The organism is Rhodoferax sp. OV413, from assembly GCF_900104385.1.
GTDB lineage: Bacteria > Pseudomonadota > Gammaproteobacteria > Burkholderiales > Burkholderiaceae_C > Rhodoferax_B.
Window position 1 is genome coordinate 602,450 of the sequence record NZ_FNJA01000001.1, and the last position, 21,817, is coordinate 624,266.

General features: G+C 64.7%; 21 protein-coding genes and 1 tRNA gene. 14 read left to right on the plus strand and 8 right to left on the minus strand.

The window, feature by feature from the left end:
* Positions 1-30 precede the first annotated feature (30 nt).
* The gene (xseA, locus tag BLT66_RS02810; protein ID WP_092755510.1) at positions 31-1,356 is read right to left on the minus strand and encodes an exodeoxyribonuclease VII large subunit; all 1,326 of its coding nucleotides are present in this window, start codon (positions 1,354-1,356) and stop codon (positions 31-33) included.
* A 370-nt stretch (positions 1,357-1,726) separates the two neighbouring features.
* On the opposite strand from xseA, the gene BLT66_RS02815 reads away from it, so the two are divergent.
* The 6 genes from BLT66_RS02815 to adk all read left to right on the plus strand — a co-directional run bounded on the left by BLT66_RS02815 (position 1,727) and on the right by adk (position 5,535).
* Entirely contained in the window at positions 1,727-2,359 is a 633-nt protein-coding gene (locus BLT66_RS02815; RefSeq protein ID WP_092755512.1) for a MotA/TolQ/ExbB proton channel family protein, read from the plus strand.
* A 25-nt stretch (positions 2,360-2,384) separates the two neighbouring features.
* Positions 2,385-2,801 (plus strand): ExbD/TolR family protein, encoded by a 417-nt coding sequence (locus BLT66_RS02820; RefSeq protein ID WP_092755514.1) that lies wholly within the window; start codon positions 2,385-2,387, stop codon positions 2,799-2,801.
* A 4-nt stretch (positions 2,802-2,805) separates the two neighbouring features.
* Complete coding sequence (lpxK, locus tag BLT66_RS02825; protein ID WP_092755516.1) at positions 2,806-3,816, plus strand: tetraacyldisaccharide 4'-kinase; 1,011 nt, start codon at positions 2,806-2,808, stop codon at positions 3,814-3,816.
* 35 nt (positions 3,817-3,851) lie between these two features.
* Positions 3,852-4,034, plus strand: coding sequence for a Trm112 family protein (locus BLT66_RS02830; protein ID WP_092755518.1), 183 nt, complete (start codon positions 3,852-3,854; stop codon positions 4,032-4,034).
* Positions 4,031-4,786, plus strand: coding sequence for a 3-deoxy-manno-octulosonate cytidylyltransferase (kdsB, locus tag BLT66_RS02835; protein WP_092755520.1), 756 nt, complete (start codon positions 4,031-4,033; stop codon positions 4,784-4,786). Before BLT66_RS02830 ends, kdsB begins: the two co-directional genes overlap by 4 nt.
* 92 nt (positions 4,787-4,878) lie before the next feature.
* The gene (gene adk / locus BLT66_RS02840) at positions 4,879-5,535 is read left to right on the plus strand and encodes an adenylate kinase (RefSeq protein ID WP_092755522.1); all 657 of its coding nucleotides are present in this window, start codon (positions 4,879-4,881) and stop codon (positions 5,533-5,535) included.
* A gap of 52 nt (positions 5,536-5,587) precedes the next feature.
* Here adk and BLT66_RS02845 read toward each other — a convergent pair whose 3' ends face one another.
* Positions 5,588-6,610, minus strand: coding sequence for an asparaginase (locus BLT66_RS02845; RefSeq protein WP_092755524.1), 1,023 nt, complete (start codon positions 6,608-6,610; stop codon positions 5,588-5,590).
* Between the two features lie 85 nt (positions 6,611-6,695).
* Between BLT66_RS02845 and lexA the strand changes: the two genes are divergently transcribed.
* The 3 genes from lexA (at position 6,696) to BLT66_RS02860 (ending at position 8,964) form a co-directional block, all read left to right on the plus strand.
* Complete coding sequence (gene lexA / locus BLT66_RS02850; protein ID WP_092755526.1) at positions 6,696-7,373, plus strand: transcriptional repressor LexA; 678 nt, start codon at positions 6,696-6,698, stop codon at positions 7,371-7,373.
* Between the two features lie 68 nt (positions 7,374-7,441).
* A complete protein-coding gene (locus tag BLT66_RS02855; RefSeq protein ID WP_092755528.1) occupies positions 7,442-7,816 on the plus strand; it encodes a hypothetical protein in 375 nt (124 codons plus the stop codon).
* Between the two features lie 140 nt (positions 7,817-7,956).
* Positions 7,957-8,964, plus strand: coding sequence for a D-2-hydroxyacid dehydrogenase family protein (locus BLT66_RS02860; protein WP_092755530.1), 1,008 nt, complete (start codon positions 7,957-7,959; stop codon positions 8,962-8,964).
* Positions 8,965-9,051: 87 nt separating this feature from the next.
* Here BLT66_RS02860 and BLT66_RS02865 read toward each other — a convergent pair whose 3' ends face one another.
* On the minus strand, positions 9,052-11,187 hold the full coding sequence (locus tag BLT66_RS02865) for a tetratricopeptide repeat protein (RefSeq protein WP_143029136.1): 2,136 nt from the start codon (positions 11,185-11,187) through the stop codon (positions 9,052-9,054).
* Positions 11,188-11,506: 319 nt separating this feature from the next.
* Between BLT66_RS02865 and BLT66_RS02870 the strand changes: the two genes are divergently transcribed.
* Genes BLT66_RS02870 through BLT66_RS02880 form a run of 3 tightly spaced genes read left to right on the plus strand, consistent with a single transcriptional unit; the run spans position 11,507 to position 14,566 of the window.
* Positions 11,507-12,226: a Crp/Fnr family transcriptional regulator gene (locus BLT66_RS02870; RefSeq protein WP_092755534.1), complete on the plus strand. Its 720-nt coding sequence runs from the start codon at positions 11,507-11,509 to the stop codon at positions 12,224-12,226.
* 10 nt (positions 12,227-12,236) lie between these two features.
* Positions 12,237-13,322, plus strand: coding sequence for a phosphotransferase (locus BLT66_RS02875; RefSeq protein ID WP_092755536.1), 1,086 nt, complete (start codon positions 12,237-12,239; stop codon positions 13,320-13,322).
* Entirely contained in the window at positions 13,322-14,566 is a 1,245-nt protein-coding gene (locus tag BLT66_RS02880; protein WP_092755538.1) for an acyl-CoA dehydrogenase family protein, read from the plus strand. Before BLT66_RS02875 ends, BLT66_RS02880 begins: the two co-directional genes overlap by 1 nt.
* Here the strand turns inward: BLT66_RS02880 and BLT66_RS02885 are convergent.
* Complete coding sequence (locus BLT66_RS02885; protein WP_092755540.1) at positions 14,559-15,245, minus strand: hypothetical protein; 687 nt, start codon at positions 15,243-15,245, stop codon at positions 14,559-14,561. The genes BLT66_RS02880 and BLT66_RS02885 overlap by 8 nt on opposite strands.
* A gap of 259 nt (positions 15,246-15,504) precedes the next feature.
* A tRNA-Arg gene (locus BLT66_RS02890) sits at positions 15,505-15,581 on the minus strand.
* 66 nt (positions 15,582-15,647) lie between these two features.
* Here BLT66_RS02890 and nagA point away from each other — a divergent pair.
* Positions 15,648-16,769 carry an N-acetylglucosamine-6-phosphate deacetylase gene (nagA, locus tag BLT66_RS02895; protein ID WP_092755542.1) on the plus strand — a complete coding sequence of 374 codons (1,122 nt, stop codon included), beginning with the start codon at positions 15,648-15,650 and terminating at the stop codon, positions 16,767-16,769.
* 59 nt (positions 16,770-16,828) lie between these two features.
* On the opposite strand, the gene BLT66_RS02900 is transcribed toward nagA, so the two are convergent.
* Genes BLT66_RS02900 through BLT66_RS02910 form a run of 3 tightly spaced genes read right to left on the minus strand, consistent with a single transcriptional unit; the run spans position 16,829 to position 20,265 of the window.
* Entirely contained in the window at positions 16,829-18,292 is a 1,464-nt protein-coding gene (locus BLT66_RS02900; RefSeq protein ID WP_092755544.1) for an ATP-binding protein, read from the minus strand.
* Positions 18,285-19,001 (minus strand): response regulator, encoded by a 717-nt coding sequence (locus BLT66_RS02905; RefSeq protein ID WP_092755546.1) that lies wholly within the window; start codon positions 18,999-19,001, stop codon positions 18,285-18,287. The genes BLT66_RS02900 and BLT66_RS02905 overlap by 8 nt, the downstream gene beginning before the upstream one ends.
* Positions 19,002-19,017: 16 nt before the next feature.
* A complete protein-coding gene (locus tag BLT66_RS02910) occupies positions 19,018-20,265 on the minus strand; it encodes an ABC transporter substrate-binding protein (protein WP_255406731.1) in 1,248 nt (415 codons plus the stop codon).
* Between the two features lie 287 nt (positions 20,266-20,552).
* Here BLT66_RS02910 and BLT66_RS02915 point away from each other — a divergent pair, with 287 nt between their 5' ends.
* Positions 20,553-21,800 carry an ABC transporter substrate-binding protein gene (locus tag BLT66_RS02915; protein WP_092755550.1) on the plus strand — a complete coding sequence of 416 codons (1,248 nt, stop codon included), beginning with the start codon at positions 20,553-20,555 and terminating at the stop codon, positions 21,798-21,800.
* Positions 21,801-21,817: the final 17 nt, after the last annotated feature.

The following is a 21,817-nucleotide window of genomic DNA, read 5'->3' on the forward strand; positions in this document are numbered from 1 at the left end:
GGTTGGTGGTTAACGGGTGGATTGTAGAAACTAATTAAGGCGCGTCTGTAGGACACGAAGATCAACCTCACCATCGGCCAGGATGGCGGTTGCCGAGCGCCCTTCGGCAGTCTGCCCGACCCGGGTGATCGGCAGACCTTCGGCGCTGCGCAGCAAGGCATAGCCGCGCTGCAGCACCAGTTGCGGGTCCAGCAGCGCCAGGCCGCGGCCGGCGCGGTCCAGGCGGTCGTGGCGCTGCCGGATCGCCTGGCTTAGCTTGATAGGGAAATCGGCCCTCAGCGCTTGATGGCGATTCTTTTCGCGCTCTATATTCGATAGCACCGCATAGCGCAGCCGCTGCGCCTGCTGGCCCAGCTGCCATTGCTGGCGCGCCACCAGGCCCGAGGGCCGGCCCAGGCGCTGGGCTGCGCTGTCCAGCCGCTGGGCCTGGGTATCAAGCTTGCGCTGCACGGCATCCTGCAAACGCTGCCCGGCCAGCGCCAAGGCGCCCAGCCAGACTTCGCGTGGCTGGGCAGCCAGCTCGGCAGCCGCCGTCGGCGTGGGCGCCCGCAGGTCGGCCACAAAATCGGCGATGGTGAAGTCGGTCTCGTGGCCGACACCACTGACCACCGGCACCGGGCTTTCAGCGATGGTGCGGGCCAGCTGCTCGTCGTTGAAGCCCCACAGGTCTTCCAGCGAACCGCCGCCACGCACCAGCAAGATCAGGTCTATCCTCACATTTTGAGAAAAATCGGCCTCTGGCGCAGATTCCGCCTGCGTGTACCGGTATAGATTTGATAGCGCCCGGACCAGTTCACCAGGTGCAGCCGCACCCTGCACCAAGGCCGGCGCCAGCACCACCGGGATATGCGGCACGCGCCGCTGCAGCGCCGACACCACGTCGTGCAAGGCCGCCGCGCCCAAGGACGTAACCACGCCGATACCGCGCGGCAGCAGCGGCAGCGGGCGCTTGCGCGCTGGGTCGAATAGACCTTCGGCCTCCAGCTTGGCCTTGAGCTGCAGAAACTGCTCAAACAAGGCGCCCTGCCCGGCCCGGCCCATGCTTTCCACAATCAGTTGCAGGTCGCCGCGCGGCTCGTACACGCCGAGCCGGCCACGCACTTCGACCAGCTCGCCGTCGCGCGGCGCAAAGTCCAGCAGGCTGGCCGCACGGCGGAACATGGCGCAGCGGATCTGGCCTTGTGCGTCCTTGAGATTGAAGTAGCAATGCCCGCTGGACGCCCGCGAGAAGCCCGAAATCTCGCCGCGCACCGCGACCGGATTGAAGCGCGCCTCTAAGGCTTCAGCAATGGCGCGGCACAGCACGCCAACCGGCCAGATTCGCGGCGCCAATGCTGGGTTTTGCAGGCCCGACATCAGCTTTGGCGCGCGGTTGCGCGAGTTTTGCCTGGCAAGTGCTCCACAGGCCTGATGTCCCCAATGCGATTCATTAGCAAATGCGAAAAAACACCTGTTTGCGCCGGATTAATGTGGTAAGTGCTTGATTTCAATTGGATTTTTTCTGCTTAAATTTTCATCGAAGTGTCACAAGCCCGCATGGGCGCTGGATTTCAGCGTTGTGCGCAGAAGTTCTTCACAAAGTTATCCACAAGAAATGTGGGTGACTGCGGCGTCGGCAGCTTGCCACAAGTTGCTGGCCGCAAGAGCTTCGGGCTAAGCCATAATCGCGAATCTGTAACGAGTTGCGCTACGTGCAAGTCCTGTCTAAACCACGCGGAGAGCTATATTGTTTTCGATCATACAAGCCGCAGGCTGGCCCATCTGGCCCTTGGTTGCCTGCTCCATCCTCGCGTTGGCGTTGGTGATTGAGCGATTCCTGAGCCTCAAGACCTCCAAAATCGTCCCTCCCAAGCTGCTCAACGAGGTGCTGACCGTCTCGCAGACCAGCATCCCGGCGCCCGGCATCGTGAACCAGTTGGCGCAGAACTCATCGCTGGGTGAAGTGCTGGCCAGCGGCCTGCGGGTGATCAACACCCACCCCCGCTGCAGCGACGACGATGTGCGCGACGCCATGGAGAGCGCCGGCCGTGCGGTGGCCCACAAGCTGGAGAAATACCTCAGCGCGCTGGCCACCATCGCCTCCGCCGCACCGCTGCTGGGCCTGCTGGGCACGGTGATCGGCATGATCGAAATTTTCGGCTCCCAGGGCAACGGTGGCGGCATGGGCGGCAACCCGGCCCAGCTGGCGCATGGCATCTCGGTAGCGCTGTACAACACTGCCTTTGGCCTGATCGTGGCCATCCCGTCGCTAATCTTCTGGCGCTACTTCCGCGCCCGGGTGGACGAATACCTGCTGACCCTGGAGATGGCCGCCGACCAGTTTGCCCGCCACCTGAACGCCGTCCGTAAACGCAACTGAGCAGCTGAACGGAGATATTGCGACCATGAACTTCCGCCACCGCTCCCGCGAAGAGCCCGAAATCAACCTGATCCCGTTCATCGACGTGCTGCTGGTGGTGCTGATCTTTCTGATGCTGTCCACCACCTACAGCAAGTTCACCGAGCTGCAGATCACCTTGCCAGTGGCCAATACCGACGCCCAGCGCAACTACCCCAAGGAAATCATCGTCGCCGTGGGCAGCGACGGCCGCTACGCCATCAACAAAAGCCCGGTCGAAGGCCGCAGCGTCGATGCCTTGTCCCTGGCCCTGGCCAACGCCGCAAAGGGCGGCAAGGACATGGTTGTCATCATCAGCGCCGACGCCAGCGCCGCCCACCAGTCGGTCATCACAGTGATGGAAGCCGCTCGGCGTTCGGGCCTGAACCAGATCACCTTTGCCACCCAGGCCACCCCCAAGTAAGCCCATGGGGCTGGAAGCCACCCTGCTGCGCACCTGGCGCTCCCGTGGTGCACTGGCCTGGCTGCTGTGGCCGCTATCCCTGCTGTACGGCCTGCTCGGCGGACTGCGCAACCTGCTCTACCGTCTGAACTGGCTGCCCACCGGCCGCGTGCCGGTGCCGGTCATCGTGGTCGGCAATGTGGTGGCCGGCGGCTCCGGCAAAACCCCGGTGGTCATGGCCCTGGTGCGGCACTGGCAGGCACGCGGCATAGCGGTCGGCGTCATCTCGCGTGGCTACGGCCGCAGCAGCACAGACTGCCGCGAAGTCCTACCCGACAGCCTGCCCGCCGAAGTCGGCGACGAGCCGGCCCTGGTACACCGTAGCTGCCAGGTGCCAGTATTCGTGGCCCGCCAGCGGCTGGAAGCGGCCCAGGCACTGCTGGCGCGCTACCCGCAAACCCAGCTCATCGTCTGCGACGACGGCCTGCAGCACCGCGCACTACACCGCGACCTGGAAATCTGCATCTTTGACGACCGCGGCGTGGGCAACGGCTTTCTGCTGCCCGCCGGCCCGCTGCGCGAGGCCTGGCCACGGCCGGTAGACCTGGTGCTGCACAGCGGCGCCCAGCCGGCGTTTGCCGGCTTCCGGGCACGCCGCAGCCTGGCCGATTACGCGGTGCAGGCCGATGGCAGGCGCCGCCCGCTGTCCAGTCTGCAGGGCACGCCGTTGCTGGCCCTGGCCGCCATCGCCCAGCCCCAGAGCTTCTTCACCATGCTGCGCGCCGCCGGCCTGTCGCTGGACCAGACCCAAGCGCTGCCCGATCACTATGATTTTGATAGCTGGACCCGCATAGAACATCTGCGCCAGACGGTTATTTGCACCGAAAAAGATGCGGTGAAGCTGTGGCGCCACCAACCGGACGCGCTGGCCGTGCCCCTGGTGGTGGAACTGGAGGCCGGCTTTCTGGCCGCCCTCGACCAACGGGTCGATCCCTGGCTATCATCGCCCCCTGCGCGCACCTCTGCGCTTACCTGATACCGACTACCGCGACTACCGACCGAGATTCCCCCATGGATAGCAAACTTCTGGAACTGCTGGTCTGCCCCGTCACCAAGGGCCCACTGCAATTCGACCGCGACAAGCAAGAGCTGACTTCGCGCAGCGCCCGCCTGGCCTACCCGGTGCGCGACGGCATCCCCATCCTGCTGGAAAACGAAGCCCGCACCCTGAGCGACGAGGAGTTGGGCCTGTGAGCTTCACCGTCCTGATCCCCGCCCGACTGGCCTCGACCCGCCTGCCCAACAAGCCGCTGGCGGCCCTAGGCGACGCGCCCATGGTGGTACGGGTAGCCCAACGCGCCATGCTCTCCCAGGCCGCGCGCACCGTCGTCGCCTGCGACAGCCAGAGCATCCTGGATGCCTGCCAGGCCCATGGCGTGGAAGCCATCCTGACCCGCGACGACCACCCCTCGGGCAGCGACCGCCTGGCCGAAGCCAGCCAGCTGCTGGGCCTGGCCGACGACGCCATCGTGGTCAATGTACAGGGCGACGAGCCGCTGATCGACCCGCAGCTGATCAACGAAGTCGGCGCCCTGCTGCTGCAGCGCCCGCAGGCCAGCATGGGCACGGCGGCACACACCATCGACACCCTGGCCGATCTGGGCAACCCGAATTTCGTTAAGGTGGTACTGGACGCCCAGCAGTACGCGCTGTACTTCAGCCGGGCGCCAATTCCCTGGTGGCGCGACGGTGCCACGCCCGACCACAGCTTCCGCGCCCTGCCCGACCCGGCACCGCTGCGCCACATCGGCATCTATGCCTACCGGGCCGGCTTTCTGCGGCTGTTTCCGACCCTGCCGCAAGCCCCTATCGAGGTCACCGAAGCCCTGGAACAGCTGCGTGCCATGTGGCATGGCCACCGCATCGCGGTGCACGTCACCGCCCACGCGCCAGGCGCCGGGGTTGACACGCCGGAAGACCTGGAACGCGTAAGCAAGCTGTACTGAAGCCTCTGGTATCCTCTGACGGAATGAAGCACGGCGGTAGTTCTCGGACTGCCAGTCGTGCCACGTGGTTTTAAACACTCCGAGGAATTTCCATGAGACTGATTTTGTTGGGCGCACCTGGCGCCGGCAAGGGTACGCAAGCCACCTTCATCTGCCAGAAATACGGCATTCCGCAAATCTCCACCGGCGACATGCTGCGCGCTGCCGTCAAGGCTGGTACGCCCCTGGGCCTGCAAGCCGACGCGGTGATGAAGTCCGGCGGCCTGGTCAGCGACGACCTGATCATCAACCTGGTGAAGGAACGCCTGACCCAGCCCGACTGCGCCAACGGCTGCCTGTTCGATGGATTCCCCCGCACCCTGCCCCAGGCCGACGCGATGAAGGCCGCTGGCGTCAAGCTCGACTACGTACTGGAAATCGATGTGCCATTTGACGCCATCATCGAACGCATGAGCGGCCGACGCTCGCACCCGGCCTCGGGCCGCACCTACCACGTCAAGTTCAACCCGCCCAAGGTCGAAGGCCTGGACGACGTGACCGGCGAACCGCTGATCCAGCGCGACGACGACAAGGAAGAAACCGTGCGCAAGCGCCTGGAGGTGTACAGCGCCCAGACCCGCCCGCTGGTCGACTACTACTCCAGCTGGGCCCGCAACGAGCCTGCAGCTGCGCCCAAGTACCGCGCCATCAGCGGCACCGGCACAGTGGACGAAATCACCGCCCGCGCATTTGCCGCCCTCGCCGCCTAAAGCGCTGACGCCAATACAAAAAGCCGCCAGGTGCTGAGCCCGGCGGCTTTTTTCATGGTGCGGCTAGCAGCTCCAGCAGCAGCGCAATCCGCGCCTTCACCGGCGACAGGCCCTGGGCATCGGGAATCGCATCCGCCGGCATGGCCTGCACCCGGCCGAACACACAGCGCGTAGACCGCAGCACCCGCACCCCGGCCGCCATGGCGCGCAGCAGGGCCGCCTGCAAGTCCAGGTGCAGCGTGCCATTGCCGGTGCCCGCCACCACGATGCCGCGCACGCCCTGGGCCACCAGCGCGTCCACCAGCAGGCCGTTCGCCCCGGCGTAGTTCAGCACGATCTCCACCCGCGGCCAGGCCCTGGCAGCCGCTGCGTTGATTACTATGTTTTTAATAGCTTCTCGCGCAATCTCTGCCTGCGCCAAAGGTCGATTTTCCTTATAAAAATCGATGGCCGACGGCCAGGGCCGGAACATCCGCACCCGCCCTTCTTCCACCACCCCGACCAGGCCGGCCTCGCCCGACGAGAACGCATCTACCTTGTAGCTGTGCACCTTCTGCACATCCTGCGCGCCGTGGATATTGCCCGCGCAGACCGCCAGCACGCCGTGTGCGCCCGGGGTACTGGCCACCGCCATCGCGTCCAACAGGTTCTGCGGCCCGTCCGGAACCAGGGCGGTGGCCGGGCGCATTGCGCAAGTCAGCACAATGGGCTTGGCAGGGTCCAGCACGGCCTGCAGAAAGTAAGCGGTTTCTTCCAGCGTATCCGTGCCATGGGTGATGACGATGGCCGCCACCTCGGGTTGGGCCAGCCAGTGGGCGCAGCGCGCGGCCAGTTGCTGCCACAGCGCAAAGCCCATGTCCTTGCTATCCACCTGGGCCACTTGCTCGGCCACCAGACGGAACGCGCCGTCCTGGAAGCCGCCTATCGACTCCAGCAGCTGGGACACGCCTACCTCGCCCGCCGTATAGCCGATGTTGTCGCCCGCGCTGCTGGCCCGCCCGGCAATCGTGCCGCCAGTGCCCAACACCACGATGCGGGAAGGCTGTGCGTCCAACGCGCCTGAATTTACTGCCATGGCTTGCAAACTTTCAAAAACTGGTTAAAAATACAGCTACTGGATATTAAAACAGCCAGCCCGCTAAACTAGCACGGAGTCACCCATGGATCTGCCCGCCTTTACTTCGAATCTGTCCGCCAAACTCACCGCCCGCCAGCAACAGATTCTGGACCTGATCCAGTCGGCCATTGCCCGCACCGGCGCCCCACCTACCCGGGCCGAAATCGCCAGCACGCTGGGTTTCAAATCGGCCAACGCCGCCGAAGAGCATCTGCAGGCCCTGGCCCGCAAAGGCGCGATCGAACTGGTCAGCGGCACCTCGCGCGGCATCCGGCTCAAGAGCGACACCCTGCGCTCCATCAACGAATCCCGCTTCCAGCACACCCTCAACCAGCTGGCCCTGCCGCTGATTGGCCGGGTGGCTGCCGGCTCCCCGATTTTGGCGCAGGAACATGTGGACCAAACCTACCATGTGGAAGCCAGCATGTTCCGCCACAAGCCCGACTACCTGCTCAAAGTGCGCGGCATGTCGATGCGCGACATCGGCATCCTCGACGGCGACCTGCTGGCCGTCCAGTCGGCCACCGATGCCAAGAACGGCCAGATCGTGGTGGCCCGGCTGGGCGAGGAAGTCACCGTCAAACGCTTCCGCCGCAACAAGAACCTGATCGAGCTGCTGCCCGAAAACCCCGACTACGCCACCATCGTCGTCGAACCCGGCGAGAGCTTCGCCATCGAAGGGCTGGCCGTAGGCCTCATCCGCAACACCATGCTGATGTAAGCCCGCAGCGCCAGCGCATAGCCACCCTGTCCATCCGCATCCAGCACACCATGTCGTGGGAGTTTCATATGGGAATCGCATCGTTTTCGCCTACCGGTCTGTTCGGCTCGTTCCAGGGCCTGGTCGGCTGGTTCAACCTCCATTCGCCCAAAACGCGCAGTGTCCGCCAAGCGCTGGCGCTACGGCCCGGCCCGGCCCGCGGCAATGCCTGCGCCAGCCACGCCAGCACAGCCGCGGTACGCAGCGCCTGCCCGACCCTCCAGGCAACGCCTCTGCGTCCGCTGCGCCCCTTGCGGGTGCTGCGCGTGGTCGATGGGCCGCAGACGCCGGCCAACGCAGGCCGCATGCTGATTTCGGGCCGTATGGCCGATGTCTGCGCCGAGCTGGATCGGCTGGCCGCCCTGGAATCTTCTGGCCCACGCACCAGCGCCCTGCTGCAGTAGGGCCCAGCCACCCTGTAGCGCGCGTCCACCCGCGCCGGCTGGTCCGTAGAGAACGCACCACGCAAATTTAACCCGGGTCGCGGCGCTTATTAGATACATACAGGTACAGGCAGGCATCTGCGTCAAGGCACAATCGGGGGATGAATATTGTGATTCTTGACGACTACCAAGATGCCGTTCGCAAACTCGACTGCGCCATCAAGCTGGAACCTTACGCAGCCAAGGTGTACACCAATACCGTCAAAGGCCTAGGCCAGCTGTCGGTACGTCTCAAGGACGCCGACATCATCGTGCTGATCCGCGAGCGCAGCCAGCTGAACCGCCAGCTGATCGAAAAACTACCCCGGCTCAAGATGATTGCCCAGACCGGGCGCATCGGCTCCCACATCGATATCGCCGCCTGCACCGAGCGCGGCATTGCTGTCGCTGAGGGCGTAGGTTCGCCCGTGGCGCCGGCCGAACTCACCTGGGCGCTGATCATGGCCTCCACGCGACGCCTGCCCCAATACATCAGCAACCTCAAGCACGGTGTCTGGCAACAGTCGGGTATGAAGACCGCGTCCATGCCCGCCAACTTCGGTATGGGCACGGTGCTCAAGGGCAAGACCATGGGCATCTGGGGCTATGGCCGGATTGGCCAGATCGTCACCACCTATGCCCGGGCCTTCGGCATGAGGGTACTGGTCTGGGGCCGCGAGACATCGCGCACCCGCGCCCTGGCCGATGGCGTCGATGTAGTGGAAAGCAAGGAGGAGCTGTTCGAACAGGCCGACGTGCTGTCCCTTCACCTGCGGCTCAACGACGAAACCCGCAGCATCGTCACCCTGGACGACTTGCTGCGCATGAAGCCGACGTCCCTGCTGGTGAATACCTCGCGGGCCGAGCTGATCGAGCCCGACGCCCTGCTGGCCGGCCTGAACCGCGGCCGTCCCGGCATGGCGGCGGTGGACGTGTTCGAGAGCGAGCCCATCTTGCAAGGCCACGCGCTGCTGCGGTTGGAGAACTGCATCTGCACACCACACATCGGCTATGTCGAGCAAAACAGCTACGAGATGTACTTCAACGCCGCATTCGACAACGTGTTGAATTTCATCAAGGGTACGCCGACCAACATTGTCAACCCTGGGGCGCTGCAGGTTCGTCGCTAGGTTTTTCATAGCACTATGCGCACAAATATCCTGCGCAAACTGCCTAAATCATCCATAAAAAAAGCCACCAGATCGGTGGCTTTTTGCTTACTTGGACTTGGGTGAAATCTTCGCCTCAACCTTCGGGTCGAACAGATCGAACTCCAGCATATTGCTGTCGATCACCGGCGGAGCCGGCGGTGGTGGCGTCGGCGTAGCCGCCGGGTTTGCCATCAATTCATCCAGGTCCAGGTCCAGCGGCTCCATCAGCGGGCTGCTGGCGGCGGGGGCCGGAGCGGGTGGTGGCGGCGATGCAGCCGGCAACTGTTGCATGGCCAGCAGTTCCGAGTTCGAGAAATCCAGATTCAGGTCCAGATCCAGGTCCAGCGGCTGGCGGTACGAAGACACGGCCGGCTCGGGCGGCACATCGGCCCGCTCGGGCGCGGAAGGATCGGGCATCAACAGCATGGGCTGGGTGAACGAGGTTTCGCGCGGCAACTCTTCCAGTGCGCCGGGCTGCGACAACTGGGGCTCCAGCGCGGCAGGCAGGCTGTTGCGGCTGCGCGCTTCCATGGCCCGTTTGCCGCCGGTCTGGCGCAGCGCGCTCTTGGCCATGGCGTGCAGCAGCAGCAGTTCGCGGTAGGCGGCCAGATCAAACACCGGCATCGGTGCGGCTTCCGGGTCACGGAACAGGCAGGACTCGATGAAATCCAGCACCTCCGGCTTGCCCCACTGGGCTTCGATGCTGCGCAGCACGGCCGGGTAGTTCTCCAGAGTCTGGCCTTCGCTGGTGAAGGCCGGGAACACCGGCAACTGGCAATTGAAGATGCGGTTGAAGGCATCGCGCTGCTGGTTGTACTCGGCCTGGCGACCCAGCGTGTGGTAGACCTTCAGCAGCTCCAGATAGGCCAAGGGGTTGACCTCGACACTCTCGTCTATGCTCTTCTTCAACACGCCGATCGCCTGGTCGTACTGGCCTAGCGACACGAAGAAATCGGCATGCTGCTGCACATCCAGGAAGTCATCGGCATGCAGATTGCGCGCTGGTGCGGCTGCTACCGCCGGCGCCACGGCGGGCTTGACGGGCATCGCCGTAACGGCTGTCAGCTTCTTCAAATCCTCGAACAAGGACTCGTCCACCTCGGTATCGATATGCGTGTCGTGGGCTGAGCCTGGCAGAGTCGCGGGCGGCTGCTGGGTGGCCAGTTTGGCCGGGCGGCTCAGCGCGGATGGTCGTCCCATTTCTTCGGGACTGGGTTCGCCATGGTGTGCCCAGTCTGTGGCCGTGGCCAGGCCGCGCTGGCGGGCCCGGTTCCACCAGAAGCCGGCGGCCGCAAGGGCGGCCAGCAACAGAGTCAGCAAACCGTAAACCAGGCCTTCGCCGAAACGGTTGTTTTCTAACTTTTCGAGCCGCAGCTTGAAGTCGGCCTCGCTCTTGGCCAGCAGGGCTTTGAGGGCTTTGGACTCGGCCTCCAAGGCCAGCAGGCGCTGCTTTTCCTGCGGGTTTTCGACCGGCAGGTTGTTAAGCTCGCGCCAGGCAGCTGCCGCGGCAGCGCGCTTTTGCGGGTCTTCGGTAGGCGCCACCACCAGGTCTGTAGACGACTTGAGTTGCACCACGCGCTCGTCTGGCGTTTCAGCGGCTTCCAGCTTCAGGCGCGGCTTGTTGTCTGGCACTTCGGGTTTAACCACCGGCTTGGGCGCAACAGCAGGCTCCTTGGCCGGTGCTGGCTTGGGTGCCGCCACCGGTTTGGGCGGGGCTTTGACAACGGGTGCAGTCGTGGCGCTGGGCGCACTGCGCACTACAGGGGGACGCGGCGCTGGCCGCGGTGCAGGTGCGGGAGCTGGTGCGTCCATTGCTGGCGCCGGGGCCGGGGCCGCAGCGGGCGCCGTCACAATGGCCGGAATGATCGTAGGTACGGATGCAGCGCGCGTTTCGACGGGGAAGTCGGTTAGAAAATCATAGCGGCGTGAGGCTTTTTGGCCACAGACGGAGCGCAGAACCACCCCCACCACCGGTTCATCGACCACGGCCGAGGAGCGGATTCGCACCACGGCTTCCTGTTGCTGGCCACCGGCCACCACGATCACCCGGACCCGGTTCGGCGCCACTTGCGCATCGCCATGGAAGACATCGGCCTCAAAGCAGGCGTTGCCACTATCGTCTGCAGAGTCAAGACGCACATCCACCGCCAGATCCAATGGCTGGCCCAGCACCACTGCGCCCCGGGCACGGCCGAGAGACAAGGCTGAACTACCAAATGCGGCGACCAAGAGGGTCGATCCCAGAAGTGTGTTTCGTAGTTTCACTGCAGTTTTTTGGCGTTTTTTTGAATTCAGTCACACCATACCATCTGTAAACGGCCGGTGATCAGTAAATGAAGCGGAATTATGCGGCCATCTATCGGGATCACACAGCGGTGGCAAACATCAATAGCCGGGCGCCCGACGACACCCCAACATCGCTGCAAATCGATAGGCCAGACACGCAAGTGACAACCCTGAGCCGACTTGTGCGTCACGGGCGTGACAATCAGCCCATTAGCAGTCACCCAAAAGACAGACCATGGACGAACCGATTCTTACCATCGAAGAACGCGCAGCGATCAATACCGGTCACTGGTTTGTTTCTCTCTCACCGTCGTTGCGACACGATATTCTGCGATGCGCCTACGTCAAACGCTACCAGGACAACGGCCTGATCGCTGCCCGCGGCGAGCCCCCCGAGGAATGGGTGGCCTGCGCCAAGGGGGCTGTGCGGGTGAGTTCCACCTCGATCTCGGGCAAGCAAATCACCCTGACCTATCTGGAGCCGGGCACCTGGTTTGGCGATGTGGCGATATTCGACGGCGACCGGCGCACCCACGACGCCTATGCGCATGGCGAAACCACCTTGTTGTGCGTGGCCAAGGCCGATTTCAAGAAAATCCTGGCCACCCATACCGAGCTCTACGAAGCCCTGCTGCGCCTGCAGTCGCGGCGCATCCGCCAGCTGTTCGGCCTGGTGGAAGACCTGAACACCCTGCCCCTGCGCGCGCGCCTGGCCAAGCAGCTGCTGCATCTGGCGCGCAGCTATGGCATCCCCAATCTGGCGAACGCCAACGAGGTGCGCATCAGCCTGCAACTGGCCCAAGAAGAGCTGGCGCAGCTGCTCGGCGCCTCGCGCCAGCGCGTCAACCAGGAGCTCAAGGCCATGGAGCGCGAAGAAGTCATCCGCATCGAGCCCGCCGGCCTGACGGTGCGCGACCGCTCCGCCCTGTACCGGATCGTGGAGTCCGACAACTAGGCCCTGGCCTATGACCGACTTCGGCCACTTCACCGGCACCCGTCCCGCCACCGGGTCGCACGTGCTCGACGAAAACCGCCTGAGTGCCTGGCTGGCGCAGCACCTGCCGGGCTTCAATGGCCCGCTGACGGTCAGCATGTTCAAAGGCGGGCAATCCAACCCGACCTACCAGCTCAGCACGCCCACCCAGACCTATGTGCTGCGCGCCAAGCCGGGGCCGGTCGCCAAGCTGCTGCCGTCGGCCCACGCGATCGAGCGCGAGTTTGCGGTGATGCGCGGGTTGGCCGACACCGACGTGCCGGTGCCGCGCATGCTCTGCCTGTGCGAGGACGAGTCCGTCATCGGCCGGGCCTTCTATGTGATGGAGTTCATCGCCGGCCGCGTGCTGTGGGACCAGGCCCTGCCCGGCATGCAGCCCGCCGAACGGGCCGCGATCTACGCCGAGATGAACCGCGTCATCGCCGCCCTGCACACGGTGCGCTTCGCCGACCACGGGCTGGCCAGCTATGGCAAGCCGGGCAATTATTTCGAGCGCCAGATCAGCCGCTGGAGCAAGCAGTACCAGGCCTCCATCACCCAGCCGATTGCCGAAATGGACCAGCTGATGGCCTGGCTGCCAGCCCACATCCCCGCCGACGCGCGCGACGAGAGCAAGACCCGCATCGTGCACGGCGACTACCGGCTCGACAACCTGGTGTTCCACCCCACCGAGCCGCGCGTGCTGGCGGTGCTGGACTGGGAGCTCTCCACCCTGGGCCACCCGCTGGCCGACTTCAGCTACCACTGCATGTCCTGGCACATACCGCCGGGCAGCTTCCGCGGCATTGCCGGGCTGGACTGGGCCGCACTCGGCATTCCATTGGAAGCCGACTACATCCGCCAATACTGCGAACGCACGGGCTTGGCCAGCGCCGAAGCCTTGCAAGCCGACTGGGGCTTTTACATGGCCTACAACCTGTTTCGCCTGGCCGCGATTCTGCAAGGCATTGCCAAGCGGGTGGAAGACGGCACAGCGTCCAGCCCGCAGGCGCGGGCCTCGGCGGCCGGCGCACGGCCGCTGGCCGAAATGGCCTGGACATTTGCCCGGAGCACCTGATGGACTTTGACTACTCCCCCAAGACCCTGGCCTTGCAGGCCCGCCTGCAGCAGTTCATGGACGCCCACATCTACCCGGCCGAGCCCGCCTACGTGGCCGAGATCGAGGCCAACACCCAGGCCGGCAAGCGCTGGACGCCGCTGCAAACTATCGAAAAACTGAAAGTCCAGGCCCGCGCCGCCGGCCTATGGAACCTGTTTCTGCCCGTGGACAGCGCCGCCGTGGCGGGCTACGCAGGCGCCGGCCTGACCAACCAGGAATACGCGCCGCTGGCCGAAACCATGGGCCGGGTCCCCTGGGCTAGCGAGGTCTTCAACTGCTCGGCCCCCGACACCGGCAACATGGAAACCATTGCCCGCTATGGCTCCGCAGCCGCCAAGGCGCGCTGGCTCAAGCCCTTGCTGGAGGGCGAAATCCGCTCCGCCTTCGCCATGACCGAGCCCGACGTGGCCTCCAGCGACGCCACCAACATCGCCACCCGCATAGAACGCCAGAGCGACGACTACCTGATCAACGGCCGCAAGTGGTGGATTTCTGGCGCCGGCGACCCGCGATGCGCGGTCTACATCGTGATGGGTCAGACCGACCCGGAGGCGCCGCGCCATGCGCAGCAAAGCATGGTGCTGGTGCCGGCCGACACACCTGGCATCCGCGTGCTGCGGCCGCTGAGCGTGATGGGCTACGACGACGCGCCGCACGGCCACATGGAAATCAGCTTCGAGAACGTGCGCGTGCCCGCCAGCAACATCCTGCTGGGCGAAGGCCGCGGCTTTGAAATCGCCCAGGGCCGCCTGGGCCCGGGCCGCATCCACCACTGCATGCGCCTGATCGGCCTGGCCGAGCGCGCGCTGGAGCTGATGTGCAAGCGGGCATCGTCACGCATCGCCTTCGGCAAACCGGTTGCCGCCCAGGGCGTCACCCAGGAGCGGATTGCCGAAGCCCGCTGCAAGATCGACATGGCGCGCCTGCTGACTCTCAAGGCCGCCTGGTTGATGGATGTGGCCGGCAACAAGGTGGCCAAAAACGAGATTGCGATGATCAAGGTGGTGGCCCCCAGCATGGCCTGCCAGGTGATCGACTGGGCCATGCAAGCCCATGGCGGGGCGGGCATGGGCGAAGACTTTCCGCTGGCCTACGCCTATACCGCGGCGCGCACCCTGCGCTTTGCCGACGGCCCAGACGAAGTGCACCGCAACGCGATTGCCAAGGCTGAGCTGGGCAAATACGCCGCCGTTCCTAAATAAGCTCTGCCCCGTCCGCACTGAGCTGCTGGGCCGACACGCAGGCCTGGGTGAACACCGCCACCGCGTGCTCCAGGGTCGGCACATCGTTGTGCGGATACTCCATGCGCAGATACACCCGGCCGCGCTGCAACTGCAGGATGAAGGGCGTGATCTGCTGCACGGCCGGTGTGGGCCAGGCCATCAGCAAGGGCAGTAAATCGCCCTCCAGCCACTGCTGGGCATGGGCGCGGGTATCGGCCACGGCGGCGTAGCGGTCCCAGAACTCCAGCGGCGCCGTGCTCCAGCCAACCTCGTCGTACAGCGACAACCAGCGTGCCTCTTCCGGCAGATCGGCGTCCAGCGTAGTCTGCACGCTGTGGGTGACCTGCTCGTAGACGCGTTTTTCCAGGTCTTCCTTCAGCGGGCGGTTGATCAGCATGACGGCCACGTCCTCGGGCAAAACCACATCGGCGCGCCCGCGCAGCTCGGCGCCCTGGATGAAATCCCGCACCGGCTCGGTACGCTCCAGGCGCCACGACCACACGGCCTGCTGCCCGGTTAGCGCGAAATCGCCGTCATTGAACAGGCTTTCAAAACCCAGTTCGCGGGCCATGGCCCAGGCTTCTACCGCCTGCAAGTCGGCCTGCTCCGGCCGGCTGTCGGGCGACCGGGCAACCCATTTTTTTATGCGCTCAAACATGCGCGTCCGCTTTCACCTAAAGTTTGCCGGGTGGCGTGCACCCCAAAAGTAGCCATCCATGGTCCGGGTGTTTCCTGCCCACCCGGACGGCCACATATCCCCATCATGCTGGAAGAACATGGGCTGGTGTATGAGGCGATACCCGTCAATGGGGATCATGGGCGCCAGCCGTATTTTGCTACACTTTAAATAGCTGCTCGCGCATACAAAATAAGCGCTAGAAGCTTTTTTTATGTATAAAAATGGAGGCGATGTGAGGTGGTCTACCCGACAGGGATCGAACCTGTGACCCTCAGCTTAGAAGGCTGATGCTCTATCCAACTGAGCTACGGGTAGGAGCTTAAGATTCTAACCTTACGCCTCTGTGGCGCCCCACCGGCCGGCTCTTATGAAAAGTGTTCTATGCAATCCATCCACGGAAATATCCTGACCCCTAACGGCTTTGTCAGCGGCGACATCCGCTTCGGCTCCGACGGCCGCATTGCCGCCATCACCGGCAGCCCCGTGGCGACCGCCAGCGTGCGGGATGCCGGCCTGCCGCTGGTCTTGCCCGGCTTCATCGACCTGCATGTGCATGGCGGTGCCGGCCACGACATCATGGAAGGCGGCGACGCCGCTCTGCACGTGGCCACGCTGCATGCGCGACACGGCACCACCAGCCTGCTGGCCACCACCATGACCGCACCGCAGAGCGATCTGGACATAGCCTTCGCTGCTATGGGCCGGCTGTGCGCGCAGCGCGCGCCCAACGCGGCGCGCGTGCTGGGCGTGCATCTGGAAGGCCCGTACATCAGCGAGGCGCGCCTGGGCGCGCAGCCCCCGTTTGCGCGTCCCGCCAGCTTTGAAGAAATACACCGCCTGCACGCGTTGGCGCCCATCCGCCTCATCACGCTGGCGCCCGAGGTAGGTGGCAATGCCGAACTCATAGCGCAGCTGGTGGCCGAAGGCTTCAAAGTGCAGCTGGGCCACACCACGGGCAGCTACGAGCAGGGCGTGGCTGCGCTGCGCTGCGGCGCCACGGGCTTCACACATTTGTTCAACGCCATGTCGGCCCTGCACCACCGCGAGCCCGGCATGGTGGGCGCGGCGCTGGCCCATGCCGAGTTTGCCGAGGTGATTCCCGACCTCTTGCATGTACACCCCGGTGCCATCCACACCGCGCTGCGCGCTATTCCCAAGCTCTACTGCGTGACCGACTCCACTTCGGCCGCCGGCATGCCCGACGGCGACTACAAGCTGGGCCGCCACACTGTCACCAAATGCATGGGCGGTGTGCGCCTGCCCGACGGTACGCTGGCCGGCTCCGTACTCAGCATGGACCAAGCCCTGCGCAACCTGGTGGACACACTGGGGCTGGACTTGACGGATGCCTCGCACCGCGTGTCTACCTATGCAGCCGACCATATGGGCTGGACCGACCGCGGCCGCCTGGCGGTGGGCGCCTGGGCCGATGTGGTGGTGCTGGACCGGGATTTGGCGCTGCAGGCGGTGTACGTCGAAGGTGGAGCGATCAACCTGGGCTGACCTCGCTACAGTTTATATAGCTACTGGCGCAGGTACTCTCTGCGCCGGCGCTTGATTTATTACTCAGTCTGCACGGCGGGTAGCAGTACGGTCACCACCAGCCCGCACTCCGCATGGTTGTGCAAACGGATTTCGCCGCCATGCGCCTGGATGATGTTGCGGGCAATGCCCAGGCCCAGGCCGGTGCCGGTGCGGTTGTTCTGCTGGCCGTGGCCTAGCCGTACATGCGGCTCGAAGGCGGCCGACATCGAGGCCTGCGCAATACCCGGGCCGAAGTCGCGCACCTCGACCACCGCCAATGCGCCGCGGTCGCTCAGGCGCAGCTGCACCCTTTCGCCGTACAGCACGGCGTTGTCCAGCAGGTTGCTGAAGGCCCGCTCCAGCGCCAGCGGCTTGCCCTGCACACTCACTGCGTCGGACACGAACTCGATGCTGGCATTCGGGTGGATCGGCCGCTTGGCCAGTCGCGCCAGCAAGGTGTCCAGCCGCACGGGAGTCAGGTTCTCGTGGATGTCGGTGTCCTTGACGCTTTGCAGTGCCGCCTTGACCATCACGTCCAGGTCGTCCAGGTCTTCGTGGAAGTCAGCCTGCAGGGCTTCGTCGTCCAGCAGTTCGGTGCGCAGCTTGAGCCGCATGATGGGCGTCTTCAAGCCGTGCGAGATACCCAGAAACAGCCGCTCGCGGTCCACCAGGTAGCGCTGAATGCGGGCCTGCATTTCGTTGAAGGCGCGGGCGGTGCGGCGCAGCTCGGCGGTGCCGGTCTCGGGCACGGCCTCGGGCGCGCTGTCGCTGCCAAAGGCATTGGCGGCAGAGGCAATCCGGTTCAAGGGGCGGATCAGGCCGCGCACCAGCAGCACTGACAGCACCAGCACCGTCAGCAGCGTCACCACCTGCATGGCCACCCGGTCCAGGGTCAGCGGATTGGCGTTGTCCAGAAAGTACGGGTCGGGCATGGGTGCGGCCAGGTACAGCCAGCGGCCGGGCTCGAACTCGGCCTGGATCACCAGCACCGGCGCGGGGCGCGGGCGCAGCAGCAAGGTGGCCTCGACCCAGGACTCGGGCAGGTCGTTCACCGTGCGGCCGTCGTCCGACACCCGCAAACCATCGGGCCAGGCAAACGCCACATCGGGTGGCTGGGCCGGCTGCAGATTGCCCACCAGATCGTCGCGCACCACCGTCACCACCGCGTCCACCAGCGCATTGCCGCTCAGCGGGGTGATGGGCACGCGCTCACGGTTCACATTGACGAAGAAGCGCGTACCACCCATGGTGCGCAGCTGCTCGATCAGGATGGGCCGGTATTTGGGCGGCAGGTCGCGGAAGAAGCGCAGCGTGCCCGCCGCATTCACCGCCAGATGGTGGGCCGCGCCCAGGGCTTCGGCGCGGGCGCTTTCGCGCAGCTGGCGCGCCCACAACAAGGTGCCCACCAGCTGCGCGCTGACCACCCCCAAAGCCATCACCAGCACGATGCGGCCCAGCAGGCTGTCGGGCAGCCAGCGGCGGAAACCCGCAGGCCTAGGCATCGCTGGCCGTGACGTCAGCCGAGAACACATAGCCGCTGCCGCGCACGGTCTTGATCAGCAGCGGCTGCTTGCCGTCGTCGTTCAGGCGCTGGCGCAGCCGGCTGATCTGCACGTCCAGGGACCGGTCCAGCGGGCCTAGATCGCGGCCCCGGGTCTGCTCCATCAGCCGGCCACGGTCCAGGGTTTCGCCCGCATGCTCGGCAAAGAAGCGCAACAGGTTGAAGTCCATGCTGGTCAGCACCACCAGCGTGCCGGCCGGGTCGGTCAGCTGGCGCTCCAGCAGGTCCATGCTGAAGCCGGCAAAGCGCAGAAAGCGTACCGCAACGCCCGGCCCGCCCAACTGCATGCGGCGGTGGATGGCCTTGATGCGCGCCAGCAGCTCGCGTGGGTTGTAGGGCTTGGCGATGTAGTCGTCGGCGCCCAGCTCCAGGCCGACGATGCGGTCGGTGTCGTCGGCGCTCGCGGTCAGCATGATGATAGGAACCGGCGACTGGCGGCGCACGGTCTGGCACAGGGTGAAGCCGTCGGTATCGGGCAGCATCACGTCGAGGATCACCAAACTCAGCTCGTCCTTGAAGCGCTCGAACTCGGCCAGAAAGCTGACGCCGTCGTGCGCCACGCGCACCTCGTACTGGTGCTTTTCCAGATAGGTCTTGAGCAGGTTGCGGGTTTTTTGGTCGTCGTCGACGACCAGGATGGTTCTGTTCATGCGGTACTTTTAACGTTCAGCGTTCGGCACTGGGGGCGCGGATCACGGCGGCCAGCCGGCGCTGGGCCTCGGACGGCTCCATGCGCGCGTCGGTCAGGTAGCGCCACAGGGTTTGGGCCACCGCGTCCTTGATGGATTCATCGGCCGCCATGCGGTGCGCCAGGCTGGGCACGCGCGCACTGCGCGGGTCGGCAAAGGTGTCCCAGGAGTCGCGCGCGCAGCTGTCCAGGCTGCTCACGTCGGCGTCGCGGTGCACTGGCACCGAGCCCTTGATGCGGTTGTAGGCCAGCTGGGCCGGCAGGCTGGAGACCAGCTCGGCCACTTTCTCCTGCGTGGCCTCGCGGTGCCGCACATTGACCAGCATGGCCAGGGTGTCGATGCTGTAGAGGTGCATGTTGTCGGTACCGGGCACAACCACGCAGCCGAAGTCTTTGCCCGGGCTCGCTCCCCAGGCCATTAACTCGCCCTTGGCCCAGTCGCCCATGACCATCATGCCCACGCTGCCCTGCAGCAGCTCGCGGGCGGCATCGGTCCAGTTCTGCTCGCGCGGAGTCTCGCCCTGGATGCTGCGCAGCCAGCGTAAACGCGTCAGCGCGCGCTCGACCCGCGGGTCCAGCCAGGCGCTGCTTTTGCGCTGCACGATCAGCTCGCGGTACAGCGCCGGGCCGGCTTCACCCAGCAGCACGGACTCAAACACCGTGGCGATCTGCCAGGGCTCGTCGCTCCAGGCCAGGGGCTTGATGCCCTGCGCTAGCAGCTTGCGCGCCACCAGCTCGAACTCGGCCCAGGTCTTGGGCGGCAGCAGGCCAAGGCGCGCAAAGACGCGGCGGTTGTACAACAAGGTGTTGATGCGGTGGATGCCCAGCGGCGCAGCGATCACATCGCCCTGGTAGCTGACCAGCTCCATCACGGTCGGGAACATGTTCTGCGCCCAGCGCTGGCGCGCGGCCACGGCATTCAGCGGCAGCACCAGGCCGACATCGGCCCATTCGGTCAGGGTGGTGCCTATCAGCTGGGCAACATCGGGCGGGTCGCCCATCAGCACCCGGCTTTTCAGCACCTTGACCGCCGCCATGCCACCGCCGCCGGGAATCGCCGCATCGCGCCACTGCACGCCATTGGCAGCCAGGTAGATGCTGAGCTGGTTGGCCGCACGGCGCTCGCTGGTCGAAGTCCACCAGTGCAGCACATCGACCGGCATGGCCTGCGCCTGGGCGAACGCCGGCTGCGCCCCCAGCCAGGCCGCCAGACCGATCAAAAGCAAGGCAAGAGCTCTCATTTCCTATCGAAATGTAATGTTATCTATCGCGGCTGCGGCGCCCGTCGCCACGCCTGCCCACGCAGGCCATCCCCTACGTAATGAAACGTAATGCAGCAAGCGCACCACAGGAAAAAATATGAACAAAATCAACAGCTTGAACACTTTATGAAGCCCGTTGCGCGCGGTTTGATATTACAGGTGGCACAGCATAACCTCCGGCCCACTGAATGCCACGACATCCCGTTTGTGGCAGCAGCCAGGTCCCACCAATGTCCAGGAGATCACTGTCCATGCGCACCACATTCCATTTCGCTGCCACCGCCCTTGCCTTGGTTTGCAGCGGCCTTACCCACGCCGGCAACCTCACCATCGAAAGCTGGCGGGTGGACGACAAAGCCCTGTGGGAAGAGGTTTTGTTGCCCGCCTTCAACAAAGCCAATCCCGGCATCACCGTCAAGTTCTCGCCTACCTCGCCGCCCGAATACGACTCGGCACTCAATACCCGCCTGACCGCGGGCACCGCCGGCGATTTGATCACCTGCCGCCCGTTTGACGTGTCGCTCGATCTGGCCAAGAAGGGCTATCTGGAAAAGCTCAATGGCATCCCCGGACTAAAGAACTTCCCCGAATCCGCCCAGGTCGCCTGGCAGTCGGATGACGGCAAGAGCACCCACTGCCTGCCGATGGCATCGGTGATCCACGGTTTCTTCTACAACAAGAAGATCTTTGCCGAGCTGGGCCTGGGCGTGCCAGTCACGGAAGCCGACTTCTTCGCCGCGCTCGAAAAGATCAAGGCCGCGGGCAAAGTCACACCGCTGGCCATCGGCACCGCCGACCAGTGGGAAACGAACCAGATCGTCTTCACCGGCATTGGCCCAAACCACTGGAAGGGTGAAGAAGGCCGCAAGGGCATCATCAGCGGCAAGAAGAAGTTCACCGACCCGGCCTTCGTCAGTACCTGGGAAACCATGGCCAAGTGGGCACCTTACATGTCCAAGGGCTACCAGGCACAAACCTATGGCGACTCACAAAACCTGTTCGGCGCGGGCCGTGCCGCCATCTACCCCACCGGCTCGTGGGATATCTCGTACTTCGAGCAAAACAGCAAGGTGGACTTCGGCGCCTTCAAACCACCAGTACAAAAGGCCGGTGACCCCTGCTACATCTCGGATCACACCGACATCGGCATGGGCATCAACAGCAAGAGCAAGAACAAGGCCGACGCCCAGGTGTTCCTGAACTGGCTGGCCAGCAAGGAATTTGCTGACCTGTACACCAACAAGGCCACCGGCTTCTTCTCGCTGTCCAGCCACGCCATCGAGGTGAAGAACCCGGTCGCCAAGGAAATGATTGGCTGGCGCAACCAGTGCAAAAGCACCATCCGCCTGAACGCGCAAATCATGAACCGCGGCACGCCGAGCATGGAAAACGAGCTGTGGAACGTGAGCTCGCAGGTCATGAACCTGAAGATGGCGCCCAAGGATGCAGCCCAGCAGATCCAAGCCGGATTTGCCAAGTGGTACACGCCAGCCAAGTAAATCGGCAAGGCAAGCCC

Excerpts from the sequence above, each read along its gene's own strand:
- xseA (WP_092755510.1), bottom strand. The coding sequence starts at position 1,356 with ATGTCGGGCCTGCAAAACCCAGCATTGGCGCCGCGAATCTGGCCGGTT.
- BLT66_RS02820 (WP_092755514.1), top strand. The coding sequence starts at position 2,385 with ATGAACTTCCGCCACCGCTCCCGCGAAGAGCCCGAAATCAACCTGATC.
- lpxK (WP_092755516.1), top strand. The coding sequence starts at position 2,806 with ATGGGGCTGGAAGCCACCCTGCTGCGCACCTGGCGCTCCCGTGGTGCA.
- BLT66_RS02830 (WP_092755518.1), top strand. The coding sequence starts at position 3,852 with ATGGATAGCAAACTTCTGGAACTGCTGGTCTGCCCCGTCACCAAGGGC.
- adk (WP_092755522.1), top strand. The coding sequence starts at position 4,879 with ATGAGACTGATTTTGTTGGGCGCACCTGGCGCCGGCAAGGGTACGCAA.
- BLT66_RS02845 (WP_092755524.1), bottom strand. The coding sequence starts at position 6,610 with ATGGCAGTAAATTCAGGCGCGTTGGACGCACAGCCTTCCCGCATCGTG.
- lexA (WP_092755526.1), top strand. The coding sequence starts at position 6,696 with ATGGATCTGCCCGCCTTTACTTCGAATCTGTCCGCCAAACTCACCGCC.
- BLT66_RS02855 (WP_092755528.1), top strand. The coding sequence starts at position 7,442 with ATGGGAATCGCATCGTTTTCGCCTACCGGTCTGTTCGGCTCGTTCCAG.
- BLT66_RS02860 (WP_092755530.1), top strand. The coding sequence starts at position 7,957 with ATGAATATTGTGATTCTTGACGACTACCAAGATGCCGTTCGCAAACTC.
- BLT66_RS02870 (WP_092755534.1), top strand. The coding sequence starts at position 11,507 with ATGGACGAACCGATTCTTACCATCGAAGAACGCGCAGCGATCAATACC.
- BLT66_RS02875 (WP_092755536.1), top strand. The coding sequence starts at position 12,237 with ATGACCGACTTCGGCCACTTCACCGGCACCCGTCCCGCCACCGGGTCG.
- BLT66_RS02880 (WP_092755538.1), top strand. The coding sequence starts at position 13,322 with ATGGACTTTGACTACTCCCCCAAGACCCTGGCCTTGCAGGCCCGCCTG.
- BLT66_RS02885 (WP_092755540.1), bottom strand. The coding sequence starts at position 15,245 with ATGTTTGAGCGCATAAAAAAATGGGTTGCCCGGTCGCCCGACAGCCGG.
- nagA (WP_092755542.1), top strand. The coding sequence starts at position 15,648 with ATGCAATCCATCCACGGAAATATCCTGACCCCTAACGGCTTTGTCAGC.
- BLT66_RS02900 (WP_092755544.1), bottom strand. The coding sequence starts at position 18,292 with ATGCCTAGGCCTGCGGGTTTCCGCCGCTGGCTGCCCGACAGCCTGCTG.
- BLT66_RS02905 (WP_092755546.1), bottom strand. The coding sequence starts at position 19,001 with ATGAACAGAACCATCCTGGTCGTCGACGACGACCAAAAAACCCGCAAC.
- BLT66_RS02915 (WP_092755550.1), top strand. The coding sequence starts at position 20,553 with ATGCGCACCACATTCCATTTCGCTGCCACCGCCCTTGCCTTGGTTTGC.